A 24490-nucleotide genomic window follows, 5' to 3' on the forward strand; every position below is an offset into this window, starting at 1 on the left:
CAACCCAGGAAAATAAACAGCGGAACCTTATTCCATAAGTGCATAAGATACAACGGTTTTCTAAACTTCGCAAGGAGATGGATAGGGTTATCTCACGTTGGCGGGAGGGGCGGTTCGGGGGCGGAAAAGCCAAAACAATTACACTGCGGGTAGCAAATTCGCGCAACCCCACCACTCAACGAAACCCGTGCGAACCGAATAATCATTGAAATCATGTGTCGCGGCCTGTAGCATATTCTTACATCCTTACCTAAGGAGCTTTTTGATGCTTGCCAAACTGACATCCAAAAATCAATTGACGCTGCCCAAGGCGGTGTTGTCGTCGTGCCCTGGCGCGGAGTATTTCGACGTGTCGGAAGACAACGGGCGCATCGTACTGACGCCGGTGCGGTTGAACAAGGCCGACGCCGTGCGTTCTAAGCTGGCCAATATGGGCATCAGCGAGGATGATGTGGCGGACGCGGTCAACTGGGCCCACAAAGCCGGATGACCCCGCCGCGCCTCGTCCTCGACACCAACGTGCTGCTCTCGGCCCTGCTGTTCCATCAGGGTTCGGTCGCATGGCTGCGCCATGCCTGGCAGTCGGACGCTGTTCGCCCCTTGGCGAGCCGGGACACCACCGAGGAACTGATCCGGGTTCTGGCTTACCCCAAATTCAAACTGACCGACGGGGACCGGGAAGACCTACTCGGCGATTACCTGCCGTGGTGCGAGACCATCACCGTGCCAAACAAAACCCCAGTCCCCGACTGCCGCGACCCGTTTGACCGCCCGTTTCTAGCGCTGGCCGTTGCCGCCAAGGCCGATGCCCTTGTTACCGGCGACAAAGACCTGCTGGCCCTGGCGGATAATTTCAAGGTTCCGATTCTAACCCCCGCCGCGTTCAAGGAACGCTTTGACAACAACACCAAACGCAAGACCAAGGGGGACTGATGCCGATCCTGAACTGGCTGACACGAGACGAGGACACCTCTCAGCACAGCAACCCCCTCGTTTAATGTTCCCCCCGCACACAAACAAGCCCTTCAACGAAAAAATCGGCGATCTGCTCTTTATTATGGCGCTGCACAGACGGGGCGCATGGGCGGTAGCTGTTTCCAAACAGCCCCCCAGCGTGTATCGCCGTGGGTAAGATCTGGGTAGATGCTAAGGGTGGCACAGTGCCCGATCCGTTGCACCACCTGCGCGACCAGTTTAGGCGGGGTGATGGTATCCTCGGCCCCCACCAAGTGACGTTGGGGTATGTTGCGTAGCGCGGCGACCCCATCCATGGGGTTAAGAGAGCCCTGCATCTCCGACACACCATGCCAGCGTGTTAGGGCTCGATGATCCAAATTGGCCGATACGGTCTGTAGAGAGCGTACGTTAAACCTACCGCTTTCCGCCAGCAGCGCTGCGATGGCCGCACCTCCCGAAAAACCCACCAAATTCAGGGACGCAGACTCAGCATGGGCACGGCTTAACAGCTCCAGCAACGCGCTTTGCATGGTCTCCAGAACCTCCGCAGAAAAGCGTTGATGGGTCCAAATGGGTACGCGGCAACCTCGCGCTTTGCCTTGTACCGCCATACTATATTGGCAGGGGCGAGCCAGATAGAGCAGGTTAGGAGCGGGGTCCTCCCGCGCCAACTGCCACGCTATGGGGAGATGGGGGGTAGGATCATCGGAGGGGCGATAGCGCGTTACCCATGCAAAGCCATCCCCCTCGATATAGACGGTAATGGGCTGTTCCGGTTGAGTCAGACGGCTAGCCGTCCAGATATCGAAGGAACCTCCATCGACCCACGCACGGTGCAGACCGACCTGCTCGGCCTGATTATCTACCTGCTGTAAACGTTCCTGGGTGCTCAACATGCAGCCAGGCAATAGCACAGCCCAACAGAAAATCACGATCTTTTGAAGTTTTTTCATCGCTTCGCCATGACGGATGGTTTTGTTTCGCCCTCCATGCCAACCGGGGCCGCTTGGTGCCCCCACAACCTGCAACCCCGGCCGCTGCCCATAGAATGATAAAGCGCAATCCCAGATAGCATAAACCGTTTGAATGCGCTTGCGGTAGGCATGACAACGCCCCCCGTGGACCAATAAGAGATCGCCCCAAAGGCTCGCTCACCCGACCCTTTATGGCGCGATTTGCCGTAGAACACCAGCGCTTTTCACTGACCTACCAGGCAAAGCATGCCTCGTGGCCACGCCTTTCTGTGGCTTCAATGGGAACCTATGTTACACTAGATTGCTCCAAACGCTGTTTGCTACCCTGAGCAACCCTTTTTATCGGTGAGGACCCGGGTCATGATGAGCCAAATAGCCCTCAAAAACTTAGCACCAGATGGCACCGTGGATGCGCGGAATCTGCTCTGCCCGATGCCCATACTTAAAGCAGAATCAGGCATGATGCCCCTTAAACGGGGAGAAATTTTGGCGGTACGCGCCACCGACCGGGGCATCGAAAAAGATCTGCCCGCCTGGAGCGATATCAACGGCCACCAGTTTTTGGGGTTTATTGATGAACCCGGTGAAAAAGTTGGTCTGGTCCGCAAAGGTTAAGCCAGCCTCCCCCTCGATCTCGTTTGAAGAAACCGAATCATTATGCATATGCACACCCCCCCCGGCCAACTCGATACCCGCGAACAGCAAGCCAACCGCTGCTTGATCGTTGGTGTGTGGGTTAACCTTTTACTTACGATTGCCAAGATTATTGCTGGCGTGGTCGGCAACTCCGCCGCTATGGTGGCAGACGGCATACACAGCGCCTCGGACCTCATTTCCGATGGTGCGGTGTGGCTGGGCATGCGGGTCGCCCGGCAAGAGCCCGATGAAGAACACCCTTACGGGCATGGCCGGTTTGAAACCTTGGCAACACTATTTATCGCCCTGGCTCTGGCCGGGGTGGCGATTGGCATTGTGGCCGATGCCGTGGACCGCATTCAATGGGGCGGCAATGTTGGCACACCGCTACCGGTGCCAACCGATGTCGCCCTAATCGCGGTGGTGGTCTCCATTTTCACCAAAGAGGCCCTGTTTCACTATACCAAACGGGTAGGTGAACGTCTGAACCAACGCGCCTTGGTTGCCAATGCGTGGCATCACCGCTCCGATGCGGTCTCTTCGGTCGCAGCCATGGTGGGGATTGTCGGGGCGCAACTGGGCTGGCCCGTTATGGACCCCATCGCGGCGGTGGTGGTGGCGGCCATTCTCTTTAAAGTAGCGTATGGCTTTTTGCTGGAGGTCTATCGCGAATTTACCGATGCCTCCTCAGCGGTGGATGAAAAAATTCAGTCTCAAATTAATCAGGTGATCGAAAACCACCCCGATGTACGCTCTGCCCATTTGGTTAAGGCCCGCCGTTCAGGTTCCGATGTGCAGGTGGATATTCATGTGGTGGTCAAAGGCACCTTGTCGGTCTCCGAAGGGCACCAGATCGCCGAGCAGATCCGCCTGCATCTGCTCAAGGAGATTATGGCGGTGAAAGATGTGCTGGTGCATATTGACCCAGAAGATGATACCAAGGCGGAGATTCCCATCAGCTATCCCAACCGTGGGGAAGTGCGCCGTTGGATCGAGCCCCTGGTCACAGCCCCCTTCGCCGGAATCGACGGGCTGATGCTGCACTATACCGTAGATGGCATCATCCTGGACTTGGTTTTACACCCTGCTGGCAACATCTCCAGCGCTGACCTGCAACGGGGTTCTGAAACCCTCGCTGCCGCCATTCTTGCCCACCCTGGAGGGTTGGTCAAAGAAGTGCGTGCACACTTGGCCCTTTGTCGTCAGCCCCAAACGACCATAGTCTGAGCATAGCCGTGCAAATTTACTGGGGCATCCCCGGGTACAGCCTCGGCCAGCGCGGCTTACCCCAACGTTACGAGCCGTGAGGATCTGGTGCGCCATATCTGGGCATGGCATGGGCCATGTGGGGCAGATGGCTCCCCTGCTTACAGCCCTCGCTCAACTTAGCCCAACTCCACTTCAGCTGCACATTCACTGTCAGGTGGACACGCCCCGATTGGCACGTAAGCTCGGCACGCTCCCCTGGCAGCACGATCGGCGGAGCGCCGACATCGGCATCGTGCAACAGGACCCCATGGTAGCCGACCTGCCTGCCACGGTGGCCGCTCTGAATGAGGCCTGCCGCAACTGGCCAGCGCTGCTGAAACAGGAGTGCGCGCGCATACGCGCCTTTGCACCCGATCTGGTGCTGGCAGATATTCCGCCCCTTACCCTAGCGGCTGGTGCCAAGCTGAATGTGCCAACCGTTGCCCTCTCATCGCTGAGCTGGGATGCCATCTATGCCAGCTATTTTGCCCAACACCCCAACCTTACCCAGTGGTTATATCCGCTACAGGCAGCCTATGCCAGCGCCCACCTAGCCCTATTACCGATCCCCCACATGGGAGGGCGTCGCTTTAGCCACACCCTGGAGATCCCCCCCATTTGGGAACCGGGTAGCGCCCGCCCCCAAGCACTGCGTGCCCGTCTAGGCATCGACGCCCAAGACAAGCGCCCTCTGTTGCTGGTTAGCCTGGGGGGTATTCCCTCTAAAAATTTTCCCTTAACCCCTTTGCTGAAGGCCAACGATCAGCATATTTTGTTGGATCTGCCCCACCGACCGGCCTGCCCCCATCTACATGGACTCGCCCCCCTCGCCCACTGGCCTTTTGCCGACATCATGGCCTCGGTGGATGGTGTGGTGGGCAAACCGGGTTATAATATGGCGGTGGAGACGGTGGCCTACAATCTGCCCTTTTTCTACGCTGCCCGTGGCCACTTTGCCGATGAGCCCCCCATCGAGGCTTGGCTGGCCCGCTTTGGCCGCGCCCAAGCCTATACTTGGCAGAGGCTGCAACAAGGTGCGTGGCTGGCCGATTGGTCAACCCTACAACAGCGCCCTGCCCCAGCCAAACCCGCCCTCAACGGCGCTCAAGTGGGGGCACGGGCGATTCTGGGTTTACTGGCACAAAGAGAGCTGCGCGGCCCCACCACACTGCACAACGCCCAATAGACCCCTCGCTGCCAAGGGAGCTTGCTTAAACGCCGTTCGCGCTGAGATTGAGACAAGGCACCGGCCATAAAAACCCCGCCTTACATGCCTTGCCTATGGCGGCTGGGCCTACCACTAATAAAGACCACAGCTGCACCTGAGCCATTAAAAAAAAGGGGGAGCTCGTGAAGCTCCCCCTTTGCATAAGCGATTTTACTAGCCCTTGCGGGGCTTCTCTTCTTTAGCACGCACCGGCGCTTCACCCCCTCGGGGAGAGGGACCTTTGGCCGCAGCCTTATCCTCATCCTCCGACTCCATACCCGCCACATAACTGACCACCCGGTTACGGCCACTGCGCTTGGCTTGGTAGAGCGCCACATCCGCCAGTTTGGCCACCTCCCAAAACTCACCCCCATCATCCGGGAAGCGAGAGAGACCCACCGACACCGTATTGGACAACACATGCCCCCCAACCGGGGTACGCATGGCCTCCACCGCAGCGCGGATTTTCTCCGCCACCACATCCCCGGCACTCCCCCCTTCATCTTTACCCTCAGCGATGAGCACCATAAACTCCTCACCACCGTAGCGGATCACCATATCCGAGGCACGCACCTGCGCCATGGCAACCTTGCCAAAACCAATCAACACCGCATCACCCGCATCGTGACCGTAGGTATCGTTCACATTTTTAAAGTGATCCAGATCCAACATCATAATGCGAATGGAGTTACCTTGCCGCTTAGCGGTAGCCAGCATCGTATCCAGATACTCTTCCAAAAACCGACGGTTATGCAAGCCGGTCATGGCATCTCGCAAGGCAGAATCCCGCAAGGTATCCAATAGCCGCTTGGCCTGAATAACCGGGGCTGCTTCCCGCAGATAAACCTGAATAAACGGTAACTGATGACGGAAAAAGGTCGCATGACTGCGTTCTACCACCAACTGCACCACCACACTAATGGTGCCGGAGTGCAAGACAGGGATACACATATGGGTCCAATCCCCCTCCATATTTTTTCTGGGGGAGAACATATTGCATAGCCCGGGGGTATCCACCGCATCCACCACCCGGCCACCGGCGCTGCGACGTGCACGACACGCCTCGGCCTGGGCCAAAATTTGGAGATCGCACCAACGACAACCCGCTTTGAGCTCGCCATCCACCACCATGGTCTCTAGTTGGTCTTTATCGGTGAGCACCTCGTAGATGGTGTAACGCTGAATCAAAAACTCATCTCTAAGTACATGGCCAATATGCTGATAGACCTCTATCGGGGTGCGATCTTCTTCGATGGTCTGTTTAAAGTGGGCGACGTTGACGAGGGTATCCACCATATGGGTGGTGGTATCGAGTATGTTTTTATGGCCGGTGGACTCATATTGAATGACCCGTGCCACATCGCGGGTTAGGCCACCTAGGCTCTCTTGCAGATGCCCCATCATATCGTTGAGATCCTGGGCGATGGTGCCGATCTCATCATCCCGCTGCTCTTTAAGCTCAATGCGTGCCGTAAAGTCGCCACCTTTGGCCAAGGAGACCACATGACTAACCCCTTCTGCGGTTGCCACAATGGCGCGAATTTGACCCCGCACCAATAAAATCGTGATCCCGGAAAAGATGCCTAACGCCAGCACCATGGCACCAACCGTCAGCAACGCCTGGCTCTTTTGGTTACCCAAGGAGATTGAGATTGTTACCGCCCCCAATACCGCACCCGGTTTGACATCATGACAGGCTAGACAGTTGGGGTTGCTCTCTTGGGTGGCGATGTAGGGAATGGTCATGCGAAAGATCGGCTCTTCTCCACCTTCTTCCAAAAAGGTCTGTGCCTTACCATGGCTGAGCACATCTTTTTCAATACTGTCCAGATCCCGTTCTTGGGTGAGACCTTCGCCAAACTGTTTAACAACCGGCTGCCCACGCACCACCCGAGCATCCCGCAATCCTTCCACCGCCGATAAGCGCTGGAGCATGCGCTCTCGTTCGGTGATCACCCCGTTGACCATCGCTTCGGTTAGCCCAACCCGCACAATTTCAGCCGCTGTACGGGCATGTTCTTCTGCATTGGAAAGGGAAAACTGGCGAAAGGCGTAGAGACTGATAATCAATAAAACCACCAGCAGAGCCATTGAGAGGGTGATAGTAAAAATCGTCGTCTTGGTGGTTAATTTCATCGGCATACCTCATGGATGCCGCTGAGTGCGCATCCATGGCTCCCCCTCGATATCTGTATGTTAAATGATGCAACCCCTGACCTGCGTGCGTCGGCGACCGTTGCACGATCCAATACGCCCAGGTGGGAGGCCAAAATCCGACCCTGCCATTATGGCATGGCAGCCCAGCGGGACAAATCTTTTTTTTGCCAAGATCAATTTTTTTTGATCCTTACGCAAGGGCATGACCTCACAGAACACGACGCATGCGTCATACCACTGGGATCCATTTTTATAGGGTGGTACCCACCGTGATGCAGACGCGCCAAAAGATGATAAACCCTTTCATAGCTACGCTTTTCTTCCTATACTCTGACAGTTTGACATTTTTCCGCCCCCTACAACAGCGCGCAAACCGCCGAGGAACAGGCGGGGTCTCTACCGATACGATTGAGCATCAAACCAACTGATGCCACTGCCCTTCGTTACAGCGACGCTTCGCTACCCCGGCGCAGATGGTTTTGCGCCTGATCCCATAACGCAATGAGTCGCTTGGCATCCTCGGCATGCAGGCGTTCCACCAGATAGCCATCCACCACGCAGATCTCATCGCCACGGGCCGAGGCTTTGCGCCACCCTTCCAATACACGGCGGGCCCGTTGCAGCTCTTCTTGATTGGGGAGAAAAGCGCGGTTGGCCGGCTGTACTTGGCTGGGGTGGATGAGGGTTTTGCCATCAAAGCCTAGGCGCACACCATCCTGACATTGGGCCAGGAAGCCCTCCTCACCCTGAATATCCACATAGACCCCATCCAAAATTGCCACACCAGCGGCGCGCGCGGCCAACACACAGTGTTGCAAGGCGTAGGACATGCCATCCCGCCCTTCGGGACCGGTGCGCACATGCAGCGCTTTGGCCAGATCGGAGGTACCCATGATCAAGCAGTTAACGCGAGGGGATTGAGCGATGCTCAAGGCGTTGAGCACCCCCAAGGGGGATTCAATCATGGGCCATACACTCATGGAGCGGCTGGCCCCATTGCGCTGCTCCCAGCCCATCAAAAAATCCACCAATACTTGCAGTTCGTCCCGATGGTTCACTTTGGGTACGGCAATGGCGTCTGGCTGCCCCCCCAGCACCGCTTCCAGATCGGCCTGCCACATACTGGTTGCCATGGCATTGATGCGCACCACCCGTAAAGGGGTGCTGTTACGCTCCTCGCCCAGTGCTTCACGTATAAAGCGGCGGGCCTCTCCTTTCATCTCTGGGGCAACCGAATCCTCCAGATCAAAAATCACGGCATCGGCACCCAACTGGGTGGATTTTGCCAGCGCCCGAGGGTTAGAACCGGGCACATAAAGTGTTGAACGCAGCAGTGCGGGCGCAGCATGTTTCATGGGGAGACCTATCATTTCTAGGGTTCGCCCCCCTCCCCCCTTTACGGTAGGGACAGAGAAAGCGCAAAGTTCAAGAGCTATAGACTCCCTATTCGGCAGCAAACAGGTTAGAATCAAGCCAATTTCGACTTCGACCCCAAAAGGATGTGCAGACATGCCCCGTCGCCCTTCCGGTATTAAAAAATTATCCGACCAGCAAAAACGCCGCATTGAGGCGATTCGTGAGCGCCGCATGAACCGCAAACAGGCCAAGAGCGCCGAACATGCGGCGGAGTTTGACGCCCAAGGTTTGGGGGAGCCTCGCGAGGGTTTGGTGATTGCCCACTATGGTTTAAATGTCGCCGTAACCAGCGAGGGCATGGCAGAGCACCGCTGTGCGGTGCGGGAGACTTTACCGGAAAATCCGGTTTGTGGGGATCGGGTTATCTGGCGTCCGGGTTTAAATGAGCAGGGGGTCATTGAGGATATTATGCCCCGCAGCAATGTGTTGCGGCGTCCTGGCCCCTACAATCGACTCCAGACCCTAGCGGCCAATTTGGACCGACTGCTGGTTACCACTTCGGCGGCGCTGTTTAATCCTTTTTTGGTGGACCGCTATCTGGTGGCGGCCTCGGCGGCCAATATTGAGCCGGTGATTATTGTGAACAAGATGGACCTGATCCGGGATGAAGAGTCGTTGGATGATCTGGCCATGTTATTGGCCCCTTATCAGGAGATGGAGTACGAGATTGTACCGGTCTCTGCGACGACGGGTCAGGGCATGGGAGAGTTGGATGATATTCTCTCTTTTGGGTTATCGGCTTTTGTGGGGCAGTCGGGCGTGGGCAAATCCTCTTTGGTGGCCCACTGGATTGATGATCTTTCGCTACGCATTGCTGATGTTAACGCCCACACGGGCAAGGGACGTCACACCACCACGGTGGCGCATCTTTACCCATTGAAGAGTGGTCGCGGTGGGATTATTGATTCGCCTGGGGTCCGTGCTTTTGGTCTGCATGGGGTTGAGCCTGAGGAGGTTATTCACCATTTTCGGGATCTCGCACCCTTGGCGCAGCAGTGCCATTTTAATGACTGCAAACACGAGCAGGAGCCCGGCTGCGCGGTGTTAGAGGCCATTGAGCACGAAATCGCCGACGCCATCCGCCTAGAGAGCTACCACCGCATCCTGGAAAGCATTCTGGAAGAAGAGGGGTAAGAGAGCTTTCTTCCAAAGCCTCATGCAAAACAGACTCTTCAACATTCATTGAGCGCAATGGGAAGCACCCCTTCTAGGAGGCTTAACAAGCCGTGCATGCCGTTCCACAGCTTGGCCCACTGCGTAGAGCATGCCCACCCCAAGGCACTCTGCAACACGGCAGAATGGGTTGGGCGAGGGATCAAAGAGATGGCTAAACGCTAAAAACAACCATCTAGGTGTAGCCGCCACGCGCACAGCCCGCTATAATGGGTGGGTTTTTGATTTTGGACCCGGTGGTGACCCCTAGGCACCCCAGGCACAACCTAAGCTGGAGTGCTTCATGCGCATTATTCCTGCCATTGACCTGAAAGATGGTCAGTGTGTTCGCCTCTTTAAAGGGGACATGGACCAAAATACCGTCTACTCCGACAACCCTGGAGAGACCGCCAAACAGTGGGCCGAACAAGGTGCCGAACGCATGCATGTGGTGGATCTTAACGGGGCCTTTGCCGGGGAACCGGTCAATGCCGACGCCATCGCCGCCATCCGCAAAGCCATCACCATCCCCATGCAACTGGGAGGCGGCATCCGCACCCTGGAAACCCTGCAAAAACTCTTTAACCTAGGGGTGGATTTTGCCATCCTCGGCTCCGTGGCGGCCCGCGACCCTGAACTGGTGTTTCGCGCCTGTGAACAGTTTCCTGGCCGTATCTCCGTGGGCATCGATGCCCGCGATGGCAAGGTCGCTGTCGAAGGCTGGGCCGAAACCACCGACCTGAATGCCGTCGATCTGGCGAAAAAATTTGAAGATGCCGGCGTGGCTGAAATTATCTTTACCGATATTGCCCGTGACGGCACCCTCACTGGCCCCAACGTGGCCGCTACCCGACTCATGGCTGAATCCGCCACCATTCCCGTCATCGCCTCAGGGGGGGTCTCATGCCTTGCCGATATTCAGGCTCTGCTGGAAAATAGCGGCCCCTACCCCAATGGCAACCGTATCTCCGGGGTTATTACCGGCAAAGCCATCTACGATGGCCGCCTGGACCTGGCCGCCGCCATTGCCCTAAGCCGCCGTTGGGAGAATTAATACCATGATGGCCAAACGCATTATCCCCTGCCTGGATGTCAAAGCAGGTCGTGTGGTCAAAGGGGTGCAGTTTGAAGGACTGGTCGATGCAGGCGACCCCGTAGAGGCCGCCAAACGCTACGACGAAGAGGGCGCCGACGAACTCACCTTTTTAGACATTACCGCCACCCATGAAGATCGCGGCATTATGGAAGATGTGGTGCGCCGCACCGCCGAACAGGTCTTCATTCCCCTCACCGTGGGCGGAGGCATCCGCACCAATGATGATATTCGCCGCATGCTGGTGGCCGGTGCAGATAAGTGCTCCATTAACTCCGCAGCGGTCAAGCGCCCTGAGTTTGTGCGAGAAGCCGCCGAACAGTTTGGTTCGCAATGTGTGGTGGTGGCCATTGACGCCAAATGCGTCGAACATGACAAACATGGCCGCCCTATTCGCTGGGAAATTTTCACCCATGGTGGCCGCCAGCCCACCGGCATTGATGCCCTGGAGTGGGCACACCGCATGGAGAGCTTTGGCAGTGGCGAGATTTTGCTTACCTCCATGGATAAAGATGGCACCAAAAGCGGCTACGCCCTGGAGATGACCCGCGCCATCTCTGATGCCGTCACCATTCCCGTGATTGCCTCTGGCGGTGTGGGCGAACCCAAACATTTGCTGGAAGGGCTTCGCCAAGGGGGCGCCGATGCGGTTTTGGCCGCATCCATTTTTCATTTCCGCGAATATACCATTCCCCAAGTTAAACGCTATCTGCGTGATAACCATATCGCGGTACGACTCTAAAGAGCGACGACCTACCCCTTTTTATCCGTGAATGGGATTTTTTTGATGGAAAAACTGCCCGATCTGGCTACCTTGAAATATAATGAACAAGGTCTTATCCCCGCCATTGCCCAGCAGTATGACACGGGCGAAGTGTTGATGATGGCTTGGATGAACCAAACCTCTTTGGCAGAAACCCTAAGTACCGGCGTGGCCTGTTATTGGTCCCGCAGCCGCAATCGGTTTTGGCGCAAAGGGGAGAGTTCTGGTCAAGTACAAACCGTTAAGGCCGTGCGTCTGGATTGCGATAAAGATACCCTGCTGCTGTTGGTGGACCAACAAGGCGTGGCCTGCCACACGGGCCGCCACAACTGTTTCTATTTAGAGGCCCAGGATGGTAGCTGGAAAACCATCACCGACCCTGAGATTGACCCTGAGGAGCTGTACGGAAAATGAACAATCTAAGCCCCCCGTCTACGGTGGATATTCTGGAGCAGGTCTATCAGGTGATTCAGCAACGCAAATCTGCGCCAGATCCTGAAGCCTCCTATGTGGCCAAGCTGTTCCACAAAGGGGATGATGCCATCCTTAAAAAAGTGGGCGAAGAGGCCACCGAATTGGTACTGGCCATCAAAGGGCGCGCCGCCCGCAACGAAGTCGCCCACGAAGCCGCCGACCTGATTTTTCACACCTTGGTGGGGCTGGCCATTATGAACATCCCCCCGACAGAGGTGATGAATGTCCTTTCCAGCCGCTTTGGTAAGACAGGTCTTACCCGCAACCAAACACCCAGCGTGGAGCTTGAACCCAGTCGCCGCCAATTTGAACGCCGCCTGCACAGCAAGACCATTCATCTTATCTTTAGCTCGGGCATTACCATAGATGGCCTAACCCGGGATATTAGCCTAGACGGCATGCAGCTCCACGTGGACTATGCCGATAAGGTTCGGTTATTGGGAGAGAAGGGCTATTTTGAACTCTCTGTACAAAACAAAGCGACTTTTAATGCCAATAATTTGCTGGTTGGCTTAGAGATCCCCACCACCATGGATAACAATCCCTTGATGGCTGCCGTGCATTCGGCGCGCACCTATCGGTTTGAGTTTGAGATCGTGCGGGTCACTGAAGATGCCATCGGCCTGCGTATTATTGGCGACAAAGGGATGTTCAGCTTTGCCCTAGCCAATGAAGTGTTTAATGATCTCATGTAGGGCTTACCCTTGTGTCCAACCGAGGGTTGTGCGCGCTGTGCCCTCTTCTCGACCTGAGCGGGGGATATAAAGGCACAGATGGCCTTGCCAGTGCCCGGAGCCCCCTGCTGAGCAGCGCAGAGATAGGATAGCGTTTACCCCTTTTTGTACGGAGTCTGGTTGGTTATGTCCAATGACTGTCTTTTTTGCAAAATCGTAGCGGGCACCATTCCGTGCAACAAGGTGTATGAGGATGAGTTGGTGTTGGCCTTTCGCGACATTCATCCCCAGGCTCCTGAGCATGTGCTGGTGATCCCCAAGCAGCACATCGCGACCCTGGATGACGTGCAGGTGCAGGCGCGCGCAGTGATGGGGCATCTCATGGAGCGCACTGCCCATGTTGCCCGGCTGATTGGCGTGGCCGAAAAAGGCTATCGTACCCTGATAAATACCCGTGGTGATGGGGGGCAAGAGGTCTACCATATCCATGTGCATATCCTTGGTGGCAAGGCCATAGGCCCCATGGTCTGCAACAAGTAGGCAAACAGCAGGAAAAGGCTCTAAATTAATCGTTCAATATCAATAGCATAATAAATATGTCCAATTTCTGCTATTTTTCTATTGACCAAAGCCTTAGAGCTTTCTATATTTGTCTCCCTCGACGCTATGCGCTCGTAGCTCAGCTGGATAGAGTACCTGGCTACGAACCAGGTGGTCGGAGGTTCGAATCCTTCCGAGCGCGCCATTTTTTTGTCGATATAACATAAGGGCCTGAAGATCTCTCTTCAGGCCCTTTGTTTATCTTGTCCATCAAAACCCACGACGATTGCACCAACCCCAATCACCTACCCACCCTAGGAAGATGGCCCAAGCTGGGTAGATAGGGTTTTCTAATCGACAGCCCTTTTCCCACCGTACCACTTAATCATAAACAGCTGCGCTTAATCTGAGAGACCCCCTCTCAGGCGCTCGCACCATCTAGGCGGGGCAAACGACGTCCCCCTTCTAAAATGAGTTGGGTGTAAAAACGGGCCAGATGTTCGGGTGACTCATGGCAGGGCTGATAACCAGGCAGATAGGGGCGCAAGGCGCGGGTTTGAAAATGGTACGCCACCAAACTAACCAGGGTACCCGCCAGCAAGGTGGCATCCCCCCCAGGGGCAATCTCTGCCGCTAGCGCACGCATTTCACCAAACGATTGTTTAAACATGCGGTCTGCCATAATGCGTAACCGTTCGGGTTCGCCCTCCAGCATCTCGCGCTGCATAACCGCACGAAAGGTGTGGTCCATACCCACCACCCGGATAAACTGTAAAATCACCCCATAGAGTCGGGTTTCCAGCGTTCCTGAGGCATGTAACGCCAGCAAGAGATGCTGGGCTTTCTCTTTAAAAACCAGATCCACAGCAGAGAGATAGAGGGTCTCTTTATCTGGAAAATGGTGATAGAGGGCTGCGGCACTTATGTTGACCTGCTTGGCAATCTGCCGCATAGAAACGCCGCTAAAACCCGCATTGGCAAACAAGGGAATGGCTTTTTGCAAAATCTCTTCTGGACTCTTAGGCTGTTTAGGACGCATGGAGCATGCTCCTTCCCACCCCATTAAACCCAACCACGTTCCACCCCAACAGCGGCCACACGGCCCAGCCCGCGCCACCGCATAGAGGGCGATACCCTTGTTGCGCCTTGATCACGGAGCAACCTCCTGCTTGAGCTGTTCTGGGGCGCGCGCGAGGCGTTGTATGCCCATATAGAACATCGGCACAAAAAAGATCGCAATAAAGGTCGCCGCCAGCATCCCCCCCACCACGCTAATACCGATGGCGTTTTGGCTGGCCGAACCGGCTCCATTGGCCACGGCCAACGGGGATACCCCCAAAACGAAGGCCATGGATGTCATGATAATGGGGCGAAAACGCTGTTTGGCCCCCATCAGGGTAGCAGTCCGGAGGTCCATGCCAGCCTGATACTGTTTTTTAGCAAACTCCACAATCAAAATGGCATTTTTGGAAGCCAAACCCATGGTGGTAAGCAGACCTACCTGAAAGTAGACATCATTGTTCAAACCATAGCTTTTGGCCGCCAACACCGCACCCAAAATCCCCAGCGGGACACTAAGGATGACGGAAAAGGGCACCGACCAGCTCTCATACAACGCCGCCAGACACAAAAAGATAAACAAGATGGATACCGCGTACAGGATCGGCGCTTGCGCACCCGAGCGCTGCTCTTCGTAGGAGAGTCCAACCCACTCCAAGCCAATCCCAGCGGGCAGCTTCTGGAGCATCTGTTCGATCTCCTGCATGGCGGTACCGGTACTCACGCCGGGGGCAGCGGAGCCCTGAATATTGACCGAGCCACTCCCATTAAAGCGCTCCAGCTTGGGTGCGCCATAGCTCCACCGAGACGTGGAAAAAGCCGCGAATGGAACCATCTTGCCCTGGGTATTGCGCACATACCATTGGTCCAGGTCTGCGGGCATCATGCGGTAGGGAGTATCCCCTTGAATATAAACCCGTTTTATACGACCTTTATCCAGAAAATCATTGACATAGGCCGATCCCCAAGCGGTTTGCAAGGTCTGGTTAATATCGGCGATGGAGAGCCCTAGGGCGCTGGCTTTTTCATGATCAATATCCACCGTGAATTGGGGAACATCGTTCAAGCCATTGGGACGCACCCCCTGGAGTTTGGGATTTTTAGCCGCCATCCCCAAAAGCTGGTTGCGGGCCTGCATCAATTTTGCATGCCCCAAACCGGCCCGATCCACCAGCTGCACGTCAAAGCCTGCCGCATTACCCAGCTCACGGATAGGAGGGGGATAAAAGGCAAAGGCACGGGCATCTTTAATGCCCGCAAAGGCCCCCATGGCCCGTCCCGACAGGGCAAATACCGATTGATCCTTACGGCTGCGCTCGCTCCAATCCCGCAGCCCCACAAAACCCAGCGCCACATTTTGCGCCCGTCCCGCAAAGCTAAACCCGGTTACAGTAAATAGATGTCGCACATTCTCGGTTTCATGTTCGAGAAAATAGTCCTCAATCTGCTCCACACTCTCCATGGTACGTTCCACGGTGGAGCCCGCAGGGGCACTGGCCATGAGGTACATGGTGCCTTGATCTTCGTTGGGCAAAAAGGAGCTGGGCAGACCCATAAACAGATAGAGCATGCCCCCCACCAGCAGCCCATAGATCAGCGTAAAGCGACCCACTCGGGCGGCAATATAGCCCGCGCTGGTCACAAACCGCTCCCGTCCAGCATTAAACGTACGGTTAAACCAGCCAAAAAATCCGTGACTATGCTCCCCCTTTACGGCGGGTTTAAGAAAGGTTGCACACAACGAGGGCGAAAGCACCAACGCCACCACCACCGAGAGGGTCATAGCCGAGACAATGGTGATAGAAAACTGGCGATAGATCGCCCCCGCTGAGCCGCTGAAGAATGCCATGGGCACAAACACCGCCGACAACACCAAGGCAATCCCCACCAATGCGCCGGTGATCTGCTGCATGGATTTACGGGTAGCCTCACGGGGCGAGAGCCCTTCATGCTCCATAATGCGTTCGACGTTTTCCACCACCACAATGGCGTCATCCACCAACAAACCAATGGCCAAGACCATGGCAAACATGGTCAACACGTTGATGGAAAAACCAAAGGCTGACAGCACCCCAAAGGTGCCTAACAGCACCACCGGCACCGCGATGGTGGGGATAAGGGTAGCGCGAAAGTTCTGTAAAAACAAAAACATCACCACAAACACCAAAAACACGGCCTCCACCAGCGTTTTGATCACCTCTTTGATCGAGAGCTTAACAAAGGGGGTCGTGTCATAGGGATAAATAATTTTAACCTTGGCCGGCAGGGTCTGTGACAGTTCTGCAATCCGCGCCTTGACCGCTGCTGCGGTATCCAAGGCGTTGGCCCCAGAGGCCAAGCTTACCGCCACACCCGCTGCGGGCAAACGTTTGTAGCGCACCACCCGACCATAGCTTTGGGCCCCCAGCTCCACCCGAGCCACATCCTGCAACCGCACCTGGGAGCCGTCGGTATTGACACGCAGTAAAATGCGTTGAAAATCCTCCACGCTTTGCAACCGCGATTGGGCGGTGATGGTGGCGTTGAGCTGTTGTCCCTTGCGCGCAGGCAGGCCGCCCAATTGACCGGCGGAAATATCGCTGTTTTGGGCACGAATGGCCTGTTGCACATCCATGACCGTGAGGTTGTAGCTAAACAGTTTGCGTGGATCCAGCCAGATTCGCATGGCATGGGGCTCGCCAAAGATGGTCACACTACCCACCCCATTAACTCGGGCAATGGCATCTTTCACCTTGGAGTTGAGCATATCCCCCAGCTCCATCTGGGAGATGGAACCATCCTCCGAATAAAAACCGGCCACCATCAAAAAGCTGTTGTTGGCCTTGGTGACACTCACCCCCTGCTGCTGCACTTCGGGGGGAAGTAGCGGCATGGCCGCCTGAAGTTTATTCTGCACTTGCACCTGTGCGGTGTCCGGGTCCGCCTCGGGCTCAAAGGTGATGGTAATACTCGCCATCCCCGAAGCATCGCTGCTGGAGGAGAAATAGCGCATATGGTCAATGCCCGTCAGGCTCTGCTCAATAATTTGGGTGACGCTATTTTCCAGGGTCTCAGCCGAAGCACCAGGATAGCTGGCGTTAATGGAGACTGAGGGTGGCGCAATGTTAGGGTACTGCTCCACCGGCAGACGTAAAATGGACAAGACCCCAGCCAGCATAATGACAATGGCGATCACCCAGGCAAAAACCGGACGGTCAATAAAGAAACTCGACATCATCAGCCCCCATTACCGGTATCGGTTGTTTGGGGCAACACCGGCTGCACCGGCGCACCGGCTTTAAGATTCATGGTCCCTTCGGTGATTAGGCGATCCCCTGGTTTTAAGCCCTCCACCACACGCCACGCATCCCCCACCGCTTGGGCAACCTGGATGGTCATGGGCTGGGCTTTGTTTTCTGCATCCAACACCCAAACCGACAGAGAGCCATCCGCCTTACGCTCGGCACACTTTTGCGGAATCAATAACGCCTGGGCATAGGCGAGCAGCAGCTGTACACGCACAAACTGGCCGGGCAGCAACATGGTGTCGGGATTGGGAAACTGAACCCGTAGCGGTACTGTACCAGTGCTCTCATCCACCACCATTTCATGAAACTGCACTTGACCCTCGTGGGCATACGCTTGGGCATCATCACCCAAATAGAGCCGCGCGGGCACTTGCTGCAAACGGGCGGCCTGCTTGCGCAGGCGCATGAGGCTCTCTATGGGTAGGTTAATATCCACATACAGGGGGTCCAATTGGGTGATGGTGGCCAGTGCTTGGGCTTGGTTGGCGGTTACCAGCGCCCCCTTGCTCACCAGAGATTTGCCAATTCGGCCAGAGATGGGTGCCAACACCTTGGTATAGTTTAAATTGATCCGGGCTTGGGCAATGGCGGCCTGCGTGATCGCAATTTCGGCCTGGGCCAACGCAAGATTGGTGCGAACATCGTCATACTGTTGCTGACTGACGGCATCACGCTTAACCAACGCTTCGTAGCGCTGATTTTTTGCCTCTAGCAACGCTTTGTTTGCCTGGGCTTTTCTCCAATCGGCCAGCGCACTGGCGTAGGCGGCCTGAAACACGGCGGGATCTATTTGGTAGAGCGGCTGCCCCTCTTTGACCGTTCCCCCTTCGGTAAATAGGCGCTCGGTAAGAATACCACTCACCTGGGGCCGAATTTCAGCACTCTGATAGGCCACCACCCGCCCTGCGGCCTCTTCAGCAATGTTTATAGTTTTTGCCTCCAGCGGTAACACCGCGAGGGCTGGCGGCGCTTTTTCCCCACTAGGCGAGGGGGCCGGGGCAACGGGCGCACCAGCCTGTTGTAGCTGCCAATAGAGCCCCCCCCCCGCTAACGCCAGCAGGATGAGCAGTGTAACCCAAAAGTTTGCATAAAATTTCATGAGATTGCCTTAATCAATTGAAGCAGGAAGAGACTGGTAGTAAACTTACCAAACGTTAATTTAATTACTTACCCCCAGCATGTCAAGCCTTAACCCAGCAACCACCGTGAAGGGTATGCCCTTAACGGTACGCAGCCAGCGTGTGGCATTTGGCGAAACCTGCCAACACATGGGCCGGTTTTATGGCTCAGCTGCGCCGTGCGAATTCATTATCACCTTCACCCTGAGCGCAAGGCATGGGATAATGCCACACTTTGGTTCCGGTTCTTGTTTCACCAAAGCCAACCTTCCAGCCTGGGTCTTACCATGCAAGTGCTACTGATCGTTGTGTTATTATTGCTGGCACTCTTTTTGTTGCCACGTTTAATGTCTGACAAACAGCTGCTGCACCATTTTGGCACCCGCCCCTTTCGCATCCTTACCTTGAGCGGCTTGGCGGTATTGATCGGCTTGGTCACGCTATTGGCGTGGAATTCTCTAACGAAACACAAAGACCATTTGCGCGCCGACGCAGCGGACAAGTTGGAGATCATCCTAAAAAGCACCTCTGAACGTCATGAACGCTGGCGTCAAGAGGCCCTTAGACAACTGACTGAACGTGCGCACCAACAGCCATTGCGGGAACTCACTGAAAAGCTGCTCCACACCCCTATGGTGGATCTACCCGCCACCGCCCCAGCCGCGCGCGCAGCGCTGCACAACATGTTCGCCGACTTCACGCACCCGGCCGACACCCTCTACATCCTTGATCCTAAAGGCATCACCCTAAGCGCACCACAACCTTTAGAACTGGGAAAAACACATCCAATTAAGGACCATTATCCTGAAATTTTTAATAAGGTTACACTTGGAAACCCCCAATTATCCCCGCCACTTTATTTGCACCACTCTGGCCACACTCCATCTGATGCAGCCCCAGCCGATACCCGCCCTTACCTTTTTTTAATGGCCCCCATTATGGACCATCAAGGGCAGACCGTAGCGCTCCTAACCCAACAACGAGACCCCGCCAAGGAGCCCTCAACCCAGATACTGGGTGGTACCGCAGGTCTAACTGGCGAAAGCTATCTGGTCGATGCCCAAGGCCGCATGGTCACCACCAGCCGTTTTGCCGAGCAACCCCAACCGGCACCACCACCGAGCACACGAGAGGGCGGCACTCATGGTTTTGAGTTGCGGGATCCTGGTGGGGATTTAACCAACGGTTATACCGTGGACAAACCCTACTCCCAGCTCCCTTTTACCCGTATGGCTACGCACATGAGGGCACTGGCTCAAAGCCAAGGTGACGCCGGTTCCACCAAAAAACCAAGTGAAATTTTTATTGATACCGAAGGTTACCAAAATTATCGCGGCAAACCGGTCTACGGTGCTTGGATATGGAAACCTCAGTTTGGCATGGGCATCGCCACCGAGATTGAACGCGACGAAATGCTGCAAGACCATGAGACTTTGTCCAGTAACGTCATGTTGATTGTCGAGTCAACACTGTTCATCACCACCTTTTCTACGCTGATGATCATTCTCTTTGGTGAACGGCTTTCAATCTCCATGCGCAAGACCAAAGGAGAGTTGGAAGCGCGCGTTCGTGAACGTACTGAGGCACTGCAAGAGAGCCAAGAGCGCCAAGAGCTGGCCCTAAAAGGGGGCGAATTAGGATTTTGGGATGTCAATTTAGACACCGGTATAACCGTGGTAAACCACCGTTATACCGAGATTTTTGGATTTTCCCCTGACAATCTTCTGATCAGCCGCTAAGCGTGGATTAAAAGCATTCATCCAGGCGACTTAGAGCGTGTCTTACAGCAGGGCGAAGAGTACCGGCTCGGGGTGCGTTCCAGCTATGATGTCTCCTTTAGGGTGGTCCACCCCTCTGGGCAAACGCGATGGATTGTCTCTAAAGGCTCAGCGGTTAAAATGCACAGCGAGGGCACGGTGCACCGCATGGTGGGCACCGTACAAGATATAACCGAGCAAAAAGAGGCCGATCAAGCGCTGCGTTCGCTGTTGCGTGAGGTGAATTTTCAAAAATATGCGCTGGATCAGCACGCCATTGTCAGTGCCACTGACGCCGCTGGACGCATTATTTATGCGAATGAAAAATTTGTCTCCATTAGCGGCTATGAGCGGGATGAACTGCTGGGGCAAAACCATCGCATTCTTAAATCTACTGAACACCCACCCGCCTTTTATCAAGAGATGTGGCGCACCATTCAAAAGGGTGAAACCTGGCATGGCGAGGTTAAAAATAACAAAAAACAGGGGGGCTACTATTGGGTTCGGGCCACCATCGTGCCGTTTATGGATGACAAGGGCAAGCCCGAACAATATGTCTCCATCCGCACCGACATTACCGAACAGAAAGAGTCTGAACGTAAACTGATCAGCCTGCTCCACGAAGTCAATTTTCAGAAACATGCTTTGGACCAACACGCCATTGTCAGCATTACCGACCGTGACGGCTTTATCACCTATATCAACGAACCCTTTAGCCTCATCACCGGCTATTCCGAGCTGGAAATTGTTGGCGGCAAACACCGCTTGCTGCACTCTGGCGTGCATGACCACGCCTTTTATCGTGATCTCTGGGGCACCATCTCCAGCGGCAAAGCGTGGAAAGGGGAACTGTGCAATCGGGCCAAAAACGGCAAACTGTTTTGGGTAAGCACCGCCATTGTGCCCTTTATGAATGAAGCGGGGCAGGTAGAACGCTACATCTCGATCCAAACCGATATTACCCAGCGACGAGAGATCGAGAGAGAGCTTGAAAACAACAACTATCTCTCGGACATGGCTCTGCGCCTGTCCAATTCAGGCTATTGGCACCTACTGCTTGAGGATGAAGGCTATTATATTTCGTCAGAACGCAAAGCACTGATCATGGGGGACCCCCCTCATCCTGGCTTCCGCTACCATATCCAGGACGACTGGCTGGCCAACATTCGCAAAACCGACCCAGCCATGGCTGAACAGGTTTTCGCCAATTTTACCCAATCCATCGCCACCGGCCAGGATATCCATTTTAGTTATCCCTACGTCCGCCCCGTCGATGGCCGCACCATCTGGTTGGAAACAGCGGGCTATGTTGAACGCGACGAGACAGGCAAACCCTACAGAGTTTATGGCGTCACCCAGGATATTACCACCCGCCGGGCCGCAGAACGTGAGATCTTGCGGGCCAAAGAGATCGCCGAAGAGGCCACCCAAGCCAAGAGCGATTTTTTAGCCAATATGAGCCACGAAATTCGTACCCCCATGAATGCCATTATTGGCATGAGTTATCTGGCTCTACAGACAGAATTGAGCCGCAAACAGCAAGATTATATTAACAAAATCCACAATGCTGCCAATGCATTACTTGGCATTATCAATGACATTTTAGATTTTTCTAAGATCGAAGCGGGCAAGCTAGACATGGAAAACCTGCCCTTTTTATTGAGCGACACCTTAGAGAGTTTAACCAACCTTATCGCGGTTAAGGCGCGTGAAAAGGGGCTTGAGCTGCTCATCGCCATGGATCCCGCTGTGCCCGATGGTTTGATAGGCGATGATCTACGCCTTGGACAAATTTTGGTCAATTTGGTCAATAACGCGGTTAAGTTTACCGATACTGGGGAGATTGTGGTCCGGGTCAAACAGGTGGAGGCCAATGATCGCGAGGTCATGCTACAATTCTCCATTTCCGACAGTGGCATCGGCATGACCGAGGCCCAAGTTGCCAAGCTGTTCAACTCTTTTAGCCAAGCCGATGCCTCCACCACGCGCAAATATGGTGGCACGGGCCTGGGTCTCACCATCAGCAAAAAGCTGACGGAGATGATGCACGGTAAAATCTGGGTAGAGAGCACTCCAGGGGTAGGCAGTACTTTTCTATTTACCGCCCGCTTTGGCCTATCAACGCACCCGGCTAAGTCAAAGCTTAAACTGACAGGGGATCTACAGGGTCTGCGGGTTTTAATCGTCGATGACAGCGCAACATCCCGTGAAATTTTTGAACAACTGGCCATCAGCCTCGGCTTTGACGCCCACTTAGCGGCCAGTGCAAGCGAAGCTTTGCTTGCCATCTACCGAGCAGAAGCCGCAGACACACCCTACCAACTGGTCTATACCGATTGGAAAATGCCTGGCATGGATGGTGTCGAGCTTACCCACCGTCTCAAAACCGCCACAGACCTGCAACACCCCCCCAAGATAATCATGGTAACGGCCTATGATCGGGATGAGATGTTGCGCCGTCTAGGCTCCAACACCGTGGATGGCTTTTTAACCAAACCCGCGACATGCTCATCCTTGATGGAAGCAGCCATGTTGGTTTTTGGCTTAGAAGCGCGCACCGACTTGGAGAATGGCGGCGAACTACTGGGCCTAGAGGAGCTCCAAAGCAGGGCTGGGGCACGCATTTTGTTGGTAGAGGACAATGAGATTAACCAACAAGTTGCAACCGAATTATTGGAGATGGCCCACTTAGAAGTCGCGGTTGCCAGCAATGGTCAGATTGGGGTTGAGATGGTGCGAGCCGAACCGTTTGACTTGGTTCTTATGGATATGCAGATGCCGGTCATGGACGGTTATACCGCAGCCCGCACCATTCGCCAGGAGGCGCGTTTTCAAACCCTGCCCATTCTCGCCATGACCGCCAATGCCATGGCGGGGGATCGGGAAAAATGTCTCGCTGCGGGCATGAATGACCATGTCGCCAAACCCATTGATCCCAAGGAGCTGTTTACCGCATTAGCCAAATGGATCGAGCCGCGCCAGCAACCGTTGCCCACCACCACCAAGCTTGCCGTGGTGGACGACGCCCAAGAGCAGCTGCCCGAACTGCCGGGGATCGATACCCGCAATGGCATTTTACGCATGGGGGGACGGGTTGCCAGCTATAAAAAGCTGTTATCCAAGTTTATCCTTAATCAAGCCAACAGTATCGTCGAGATTGAACAGGCACTTGAGGCTGCTGATATTAAGCTGGCTACCCGCTTGGCACACACCGTAAAGGGGATTGCCGGCACCATAGGGGCCGATTTGCTGCAAACACGGGCAGCAGAGATTGAAACCACCCTCAATAAAGGCGACACAGCGCAGGCTTTGGCTCAATGCCCTGCCGCACAAGCCGCGCTACAAGAGACCATTGCGGTAATCCAACAGGCTCTGCCCAGCACAGCAGCAACCCCGCAGCCCCAAGCGTACGAGGCGCTGCCACTGCCCCCAGATTTTATCCTGCAACTGGAAACGGTTATCGCACAGGCCGAACAGTTTAGCGGAGAGGCCATTGAACGGTTGGAAACCCTCTTACCCACCGCGCAGGGAAACCCCTGTGCGCATTCTCTAAAAAATGCCTACCAAGCCATGGCCGAGTATGATTTTGAAAAAGCCATCGCAGAGATACAAGAGGTTGTTGCCTCTCTGCGCGGGGAGGACAATGCAGCGGCCACTGGTGTAGACCCTGCGCAACGGGATGCCCTGTTTACCCAACTCTACGCGCAGTTGCAACAGTACAGCGCCCAAGGGGTTGATACCCTCGAAGCCCTGGATGCTTTGCTCCCTGCGGGGGACGATAAAGAGGCGGTGCAAAAGATGCGACAGGCCCTCAGCCAGTATGATTTTGAGGGCGCCTTGGAATACTTAACACCGATTATGGCGGTTAAAATAATCTAATGGTAAAATAGAGACGTTTCGAGCGTTGTCCCATTCACCAATCCTGGTGGTTATTAAGCTCAGTACGTGCAATAGGGGTGGGGCCAACAGTTTGGCCAT

Annotated in this window: 18 protein-coding genes, 1 tRNA gene and 1 pseudogene; 14 read left to right on the top strand and 6 right to left on the bottom strand. The window is 55.1% G+C overall.

Annotated features, from left to right (window positions below):
- Positions 1 to 265: 265 nt before the first annotated feature.
- Positions 266 to 490 (top strand): AbrB/MazE/SpoVT family DNA-binding domain-containing protein, encoded by a 225-nt coding sequence (locus MMC1_RS16115; protein ID WP_011714699.1) that lies wholly within the window; start codon positions 266 to 268, stop codon positions 488 to 490.
- Complete coding sequence (locus MMC1_RS16120) at positions 487 to 933, top strand: putative toxin-antitoxin system toxin component, PIN family (protein WP_011714700.1); 447 nt, start codon at positions 487 to 489, stop codon at positions 931 to 933. The genes MMC1_RS16115 and MMC1_RS16120 overlap by 4 nt, the downstream gene beginning before the upstream one ends.
- Before the next feature lie 122 nt (positions 934 to 1055).
- On the opposite strand, the gene MMC1_RS16125 is transcribed toward MMC1_RS16120, so the two are convergent.
- Positions 1056 to 1910: an alpha/beta hydrolase gene (locus MMC1_RS16125; RefSeq protein ID WP_143711443.1), complete on the bottom strand. Its 855-nt coding sequence runs from the start codon at positions 1908 to 1910 to the stop codon at positions 1056 to 1058.
- A gap of 381 nt (positions 1911 to 2291) precedes the next feature.
- Here MMC1_RS16125 and MMC1_RS16130 point away from each other — a divergent pair, with 381 nt between their 5' ends.
- From MMC1_RS16130 to MMC1_RS16140, 3 genes are all read left to right on the top strand, one after another.
- The gene (locus tag MMC1_RS16130) at positions 2292 to 2546 is read left to right on the top strand and encodes a sulfurtransferase TusA family protein (protein ID WP_143711444.1); all 255 of its coding nucleotides are present in this window, start codon (positions 2292 to 2294) and stop codon (positions 2544 to 2546) included.
- A 42-nt stretch (positions 2547 to 2588) separates the two neighbouring features.
- Entirely contained in the window at positions 2589 to 3794 is a 1206-nt protein-coding gene (locus tag MMC1_RS16135) for a cation diffusion facilitator family transporter (protein WP_011714703.1), read from the top strand.
- Between the two features lie 127 nt (positions 3795 to 3921).
- The gene (locus tag MMC1_RS16140) at positions 3922 to 5001 is read left to right on the top strand and encodes a hypothetical protein (protein WP_143711445.1); all 1080 of its coding nucleotides are present in this window, start codon (positions 3922 to 3924) and stop codon (positions 4999 to 5001) included.
- A 195-nt stretch (positions 5002 to 5196) separates the two neighbouring features.
- Here the strand turns inward: MMC1_RS16140 and MMC1_RS16145 are convergent, their stop codons facing one another.
- Positions 5197 to 7158 (bottom strand): GGDEF domain-containing protein, encoded by a 1962-nt coding sequence (locus MMC1_RS16145; protein WP_011714705.1) that lies wholly within the window; start codon positions 7156 to 7158, stop codon positions 5197 to 5199.
- A 464-nt stretch (positions 7159 to 7622) separates the two neighbouring features.
- Positions 7623 to 8534, bottom strand: a complete 912-nt coding sequence (locus MMC1_RS16150; protein WP_041641316.1) for an HpcH/HpaI aldolase/citrate lyase family protein — start codon at positions 8532 to 8534, stop codon at positions 7623 to 7625.
- Between the two features lie 154 nt (positions 8535 to 8688).
- On the opposite strand from MMC1_RS16150, the gene rsgA reads away from it, so the two are divergent.
- The 7 genes and pseudogenes from rsgA (at position 8689) to MMC1_RS16185 (ending at position 13496) form a co-directional block, all read left to right on the top strand.
- Complete coding sequence (gene rsgA, locus MMC1_RS16155) at positions 8689 to 9729, top strand: ribosome small subunit-dependent GTPase A (RefSeq protein WP_011714707.1); 1041 nt, start codon at positions 8689 to 8691, stop codon at positions 9727 to 9729.
- Between the two features lie 322 nt (positions 9730 to 10051).
- Complete coding sequence (gene hisA, locus MMC1_RS16160; protein WP_011714708.1) at positions 10052 to 10801, top strand: 1-(5-phosphoribosyl)-5-[(5-phosphoribosylamino)methylideneamino]imidazole-4-carboxamide isomerase; 750 nt, start codon at positions 10052 to 10054, stop codon at positions 10799 to 10801.
- 4 nt (positions 10802 to 10805) lie between these two features.
- Positions 10806 to 11582 carry an imidazole glycerol phosphate synthase subunit HisF gene (gene hisF, locus MMC1_RS16165; RefSeq protein ID WP_011714709.1) on the top strand — a complete coding sequence of 259 codons (777 nt, stop codon included), beginning with the start codon at positions 10806 to 10808 and terminating at the stop codon, positions 11580 to 11582.
- A 45-nt stretch (positions 11583 to 11627) separates the two neighbouring features.
- Positions 11628 to 12017, top strand: coding sequence for a phosphoribosyl-AMP cyclohydrolase (gene hisI, locus MMC1_RS16170; protein ID WP_011714710.1), 390 nt, complete (start codon positions 11628 to 11630; stop codon positions 12015 to 12017).
- Positions 12014 to 12331: pseudogene (locus MMC1_RS22565) on the top strand (phosphoribosyl-ATP diphosphatase); the annotation flags it as partial. The gene hisI and the pseudogene MMC1_RS22565, both read left to right, overlap by 4 nt.
- Before the next feature lie 606 nt (positions 12332 to 12937).
- Entirely contained in the window at positions 12938 to 13291 is a 354-nt protein-coding gene (locus MMC1_RS16180; RefSeq protein ID WP_011714712.1) for a histidine triad nucleotide-binding protein, read from the top strand.
- 128 nt (positions 13292 to 13419) lie between these two features.
- Positions 13420 to 13496: transfer RNA gene (locus MMC1_RS16185), tRNA-Arg, on the top strand.
- 216 nt (positions 13497 to 13712) lie between these two features.
- Here the strand turns inward: MMC1_RS16185 and MMC1_RS16190 are convergent.
- The 3 genes from MMC1_RS16190 to MMC1_RS16200 form a co-directional block, all read right to left on the bottom strand.
- Positions 13713 to 14330: a TetR/AcrR family transcriptional regulator gene (locus tag MMC1_RS16190; protein WP_011714713.1), complete on the bottom strand. Its 618-nt coding sequence runs from the start codon at positions 14328 to 14330 to the stop codon at positions 13713 to 13715.
- 111 nt (positions 14331 to 14441) lie between these two features.
- Positions 14442 to 17564 carry an efflux RND transporter permease subunit gene (locus MMC1_RS16195; protein WP_041641318.1) on the bottom strand — a complete coding sequence of 1041 codons (3123 nt, stop codon included), beginning with the start codon at positions 17562 to 17564 and terminating at the stop codon, positions 14442 to 14444.
- A gap of 2 nt (positions 17565 to 17566) precedes the next feature.
- Positions 17567 to 18736: an efflux RND transporter periplasmic adaptor subunit gene (locus MMC1_RS16200; RefSeq protein ID WP_011714715.1), complete on the bottom strand. Its 1170-nt coding sequence runs from the start codon at positions 18734 to 18736 to the stop codon at positions 17567 to 17569.
- A gap of 306 nt (positions 18737 to 19042) precedes the next feature.
- Between MMC1_RS16200 and MMC1_RS16205 the strand changes: the two genes are divergently transcribed.
- Together MMC1_RS16205 and MMC1_RS16210 are read left to right on the top strand one after the other, a co-directional pair.
- A complete protein-coding gene (locus MMC1_RS16205) occupies positions 19043 to 20494 on the top strand; it encodes a PAS domain-containing protein (protein ID WP_011714716.1) in 1452 nt (483 codons plus the stop codon).
- Between the two features lie 15 nt (positions 20495 to 20509).
- On the top strand, positions 20510 to 24391 hold the full coding sequence (locus MMC1_RS16210; RefSeq protein ID WP_227665332.1) for a PAS domain-containing hybrid sensor histidine kinase/response regulator: 3882 nt from the start codon (positions 20510 to 20512) through the stop codon (positions 24389 to 24391).
- The last annotated feature ends 99 nt before the right edge of the window (positions 24392 to 24490 follow it).

It is taken from the genome of Magnetococcus marinus MC-1 (assembly GCF_000014865.1).
Classification (GTDB): domain Bacteria; phylum Pseudomonadota; class Magnetococcia; order Magnetococcales; family Magnetococcaceae; genus Magnetococcus; species Magnetococcus marinus.

Excerpts from the sequence above, each read along its gene's own strand:
- MMC1_RS16200 (WP_011714715.1), bottom strand. The coding sequence starts at position 18,736 with ATGAAATTTTATGCAAACTTTTGGGTTACACTGCTCATCCTGCTGGCG.
- MMC1_RS16140 (WP_143711445.1), top strand. The coding sequence starts at position 3,922 with ATGGCTCCCCTGCTTACAGCCCTCGCTCAACTTAGCCCAACTCCACTT.
- hisF (WP_011714709.1), top strand. The coding sequence starts at position 10,806 with ATGATGGCCAAACGCATTATCCCCTGCCTGGATGTCAAAGCAGGTCGT.
- MMC1_RS16115 (WP_011714699.1), top strand. The coding sequence starts at position 266 with ATGCTTGCCAAACTGACATCCAAAAATCAATTGACGCTGCCCAAGGCG.
- MMC1_RS16130 (WP_143711444.1), top strand. The coding sequence starts at position 2,292 with ATGATGAGCCAAATAGCCCTCAAAAACTTAGCACCAGATGGCACCGTG.
- MMC1_RS16145 (WP_011714705.1), bottom strand. The coding sequence starts at position 7,158 with ATGAAATTAACCACCAAGACGACGATTTTTACTATCACCCTCTCAATG.
- MMC1_RS16150 (WP_041641316.1), bottom strand. The coding sequence starts at position 8,534 with ATGAAACATGCTGCGCCCGCACTGCTGCGTTCAACACTTTATGTGCCC.
- MMC1_RS16125 (WP_143711443.1), bottom strand. The coding sequence starts at position 1,910 with ATGAAAAAACTTCAAAAGATCGTGATTTTCTGTTGGGCTGTGCTATTG.
- hisA (WP_011714708.1), top strand. The coding sequence starts at position 10,052 with ATGCGCATTATTCCTGCCATTGACCTGAAAGATGGTCAGTGTGTTCGC.
- hisI (WP_011714710.1), top strand. The coding sequence starts at position 11,628 with ATGGAAAAACTGCCCGATCTGGCTACCTTGAAATATAATGAACAAGGT.
- rsgA (WP_011714707.1), top strand. The coding sequence starts at position 8,689 with ATGCCCCGTCGCCCTTCCGGTATTAAAAAATTATCCGACCAGCAAAAA.
- MMC1_RS16205 (WP_011714716.1), top strand. The coding sequence starts at position 19,043 with ATGCAAGTGCTACTGATCGTTGTGTTATTATTGCTGGCACTCTTTTTG.
- MMC1_RS16195 (WP_041641318.1), bottom strand. The coding sequence starts at position 17,564 with ATGTCGAGTTTCTTTATTGACCGTCCGGTTTTTGCCTGGGTGATCGCC.
- MMC1_RS16135 (WP_011714703.1), top strand. The coding sequence starts at position 2,589 with ATGCATATGCACACCCCCCCCGGCCAACTCGATACCCGCGAACAGCAA.
- MMC1_RS16120 (WP_011714700.1), top strand. The coding sequence starts at position 487 with ATGACCCCGCCGCGCCTCGTCCTCGACACCAACGTGCTGCTCTCGGCC.
- MMC1_RS16180 (WP_011714712.1), top strand. The coding sequence starts at position 12,938 with ATGTCCAATGACTGTCTTTTTTGCAAAATCGTAGCGGGCACCATTCCG.
- MMC1_RS16190 (WP_011714713.1), bottom strand. The coding sequence starts at position 14,330 with ATGCGTCCTAAACAGCCTAAGAGTCCAGAAGAGATTTTGCAAAAAGCC.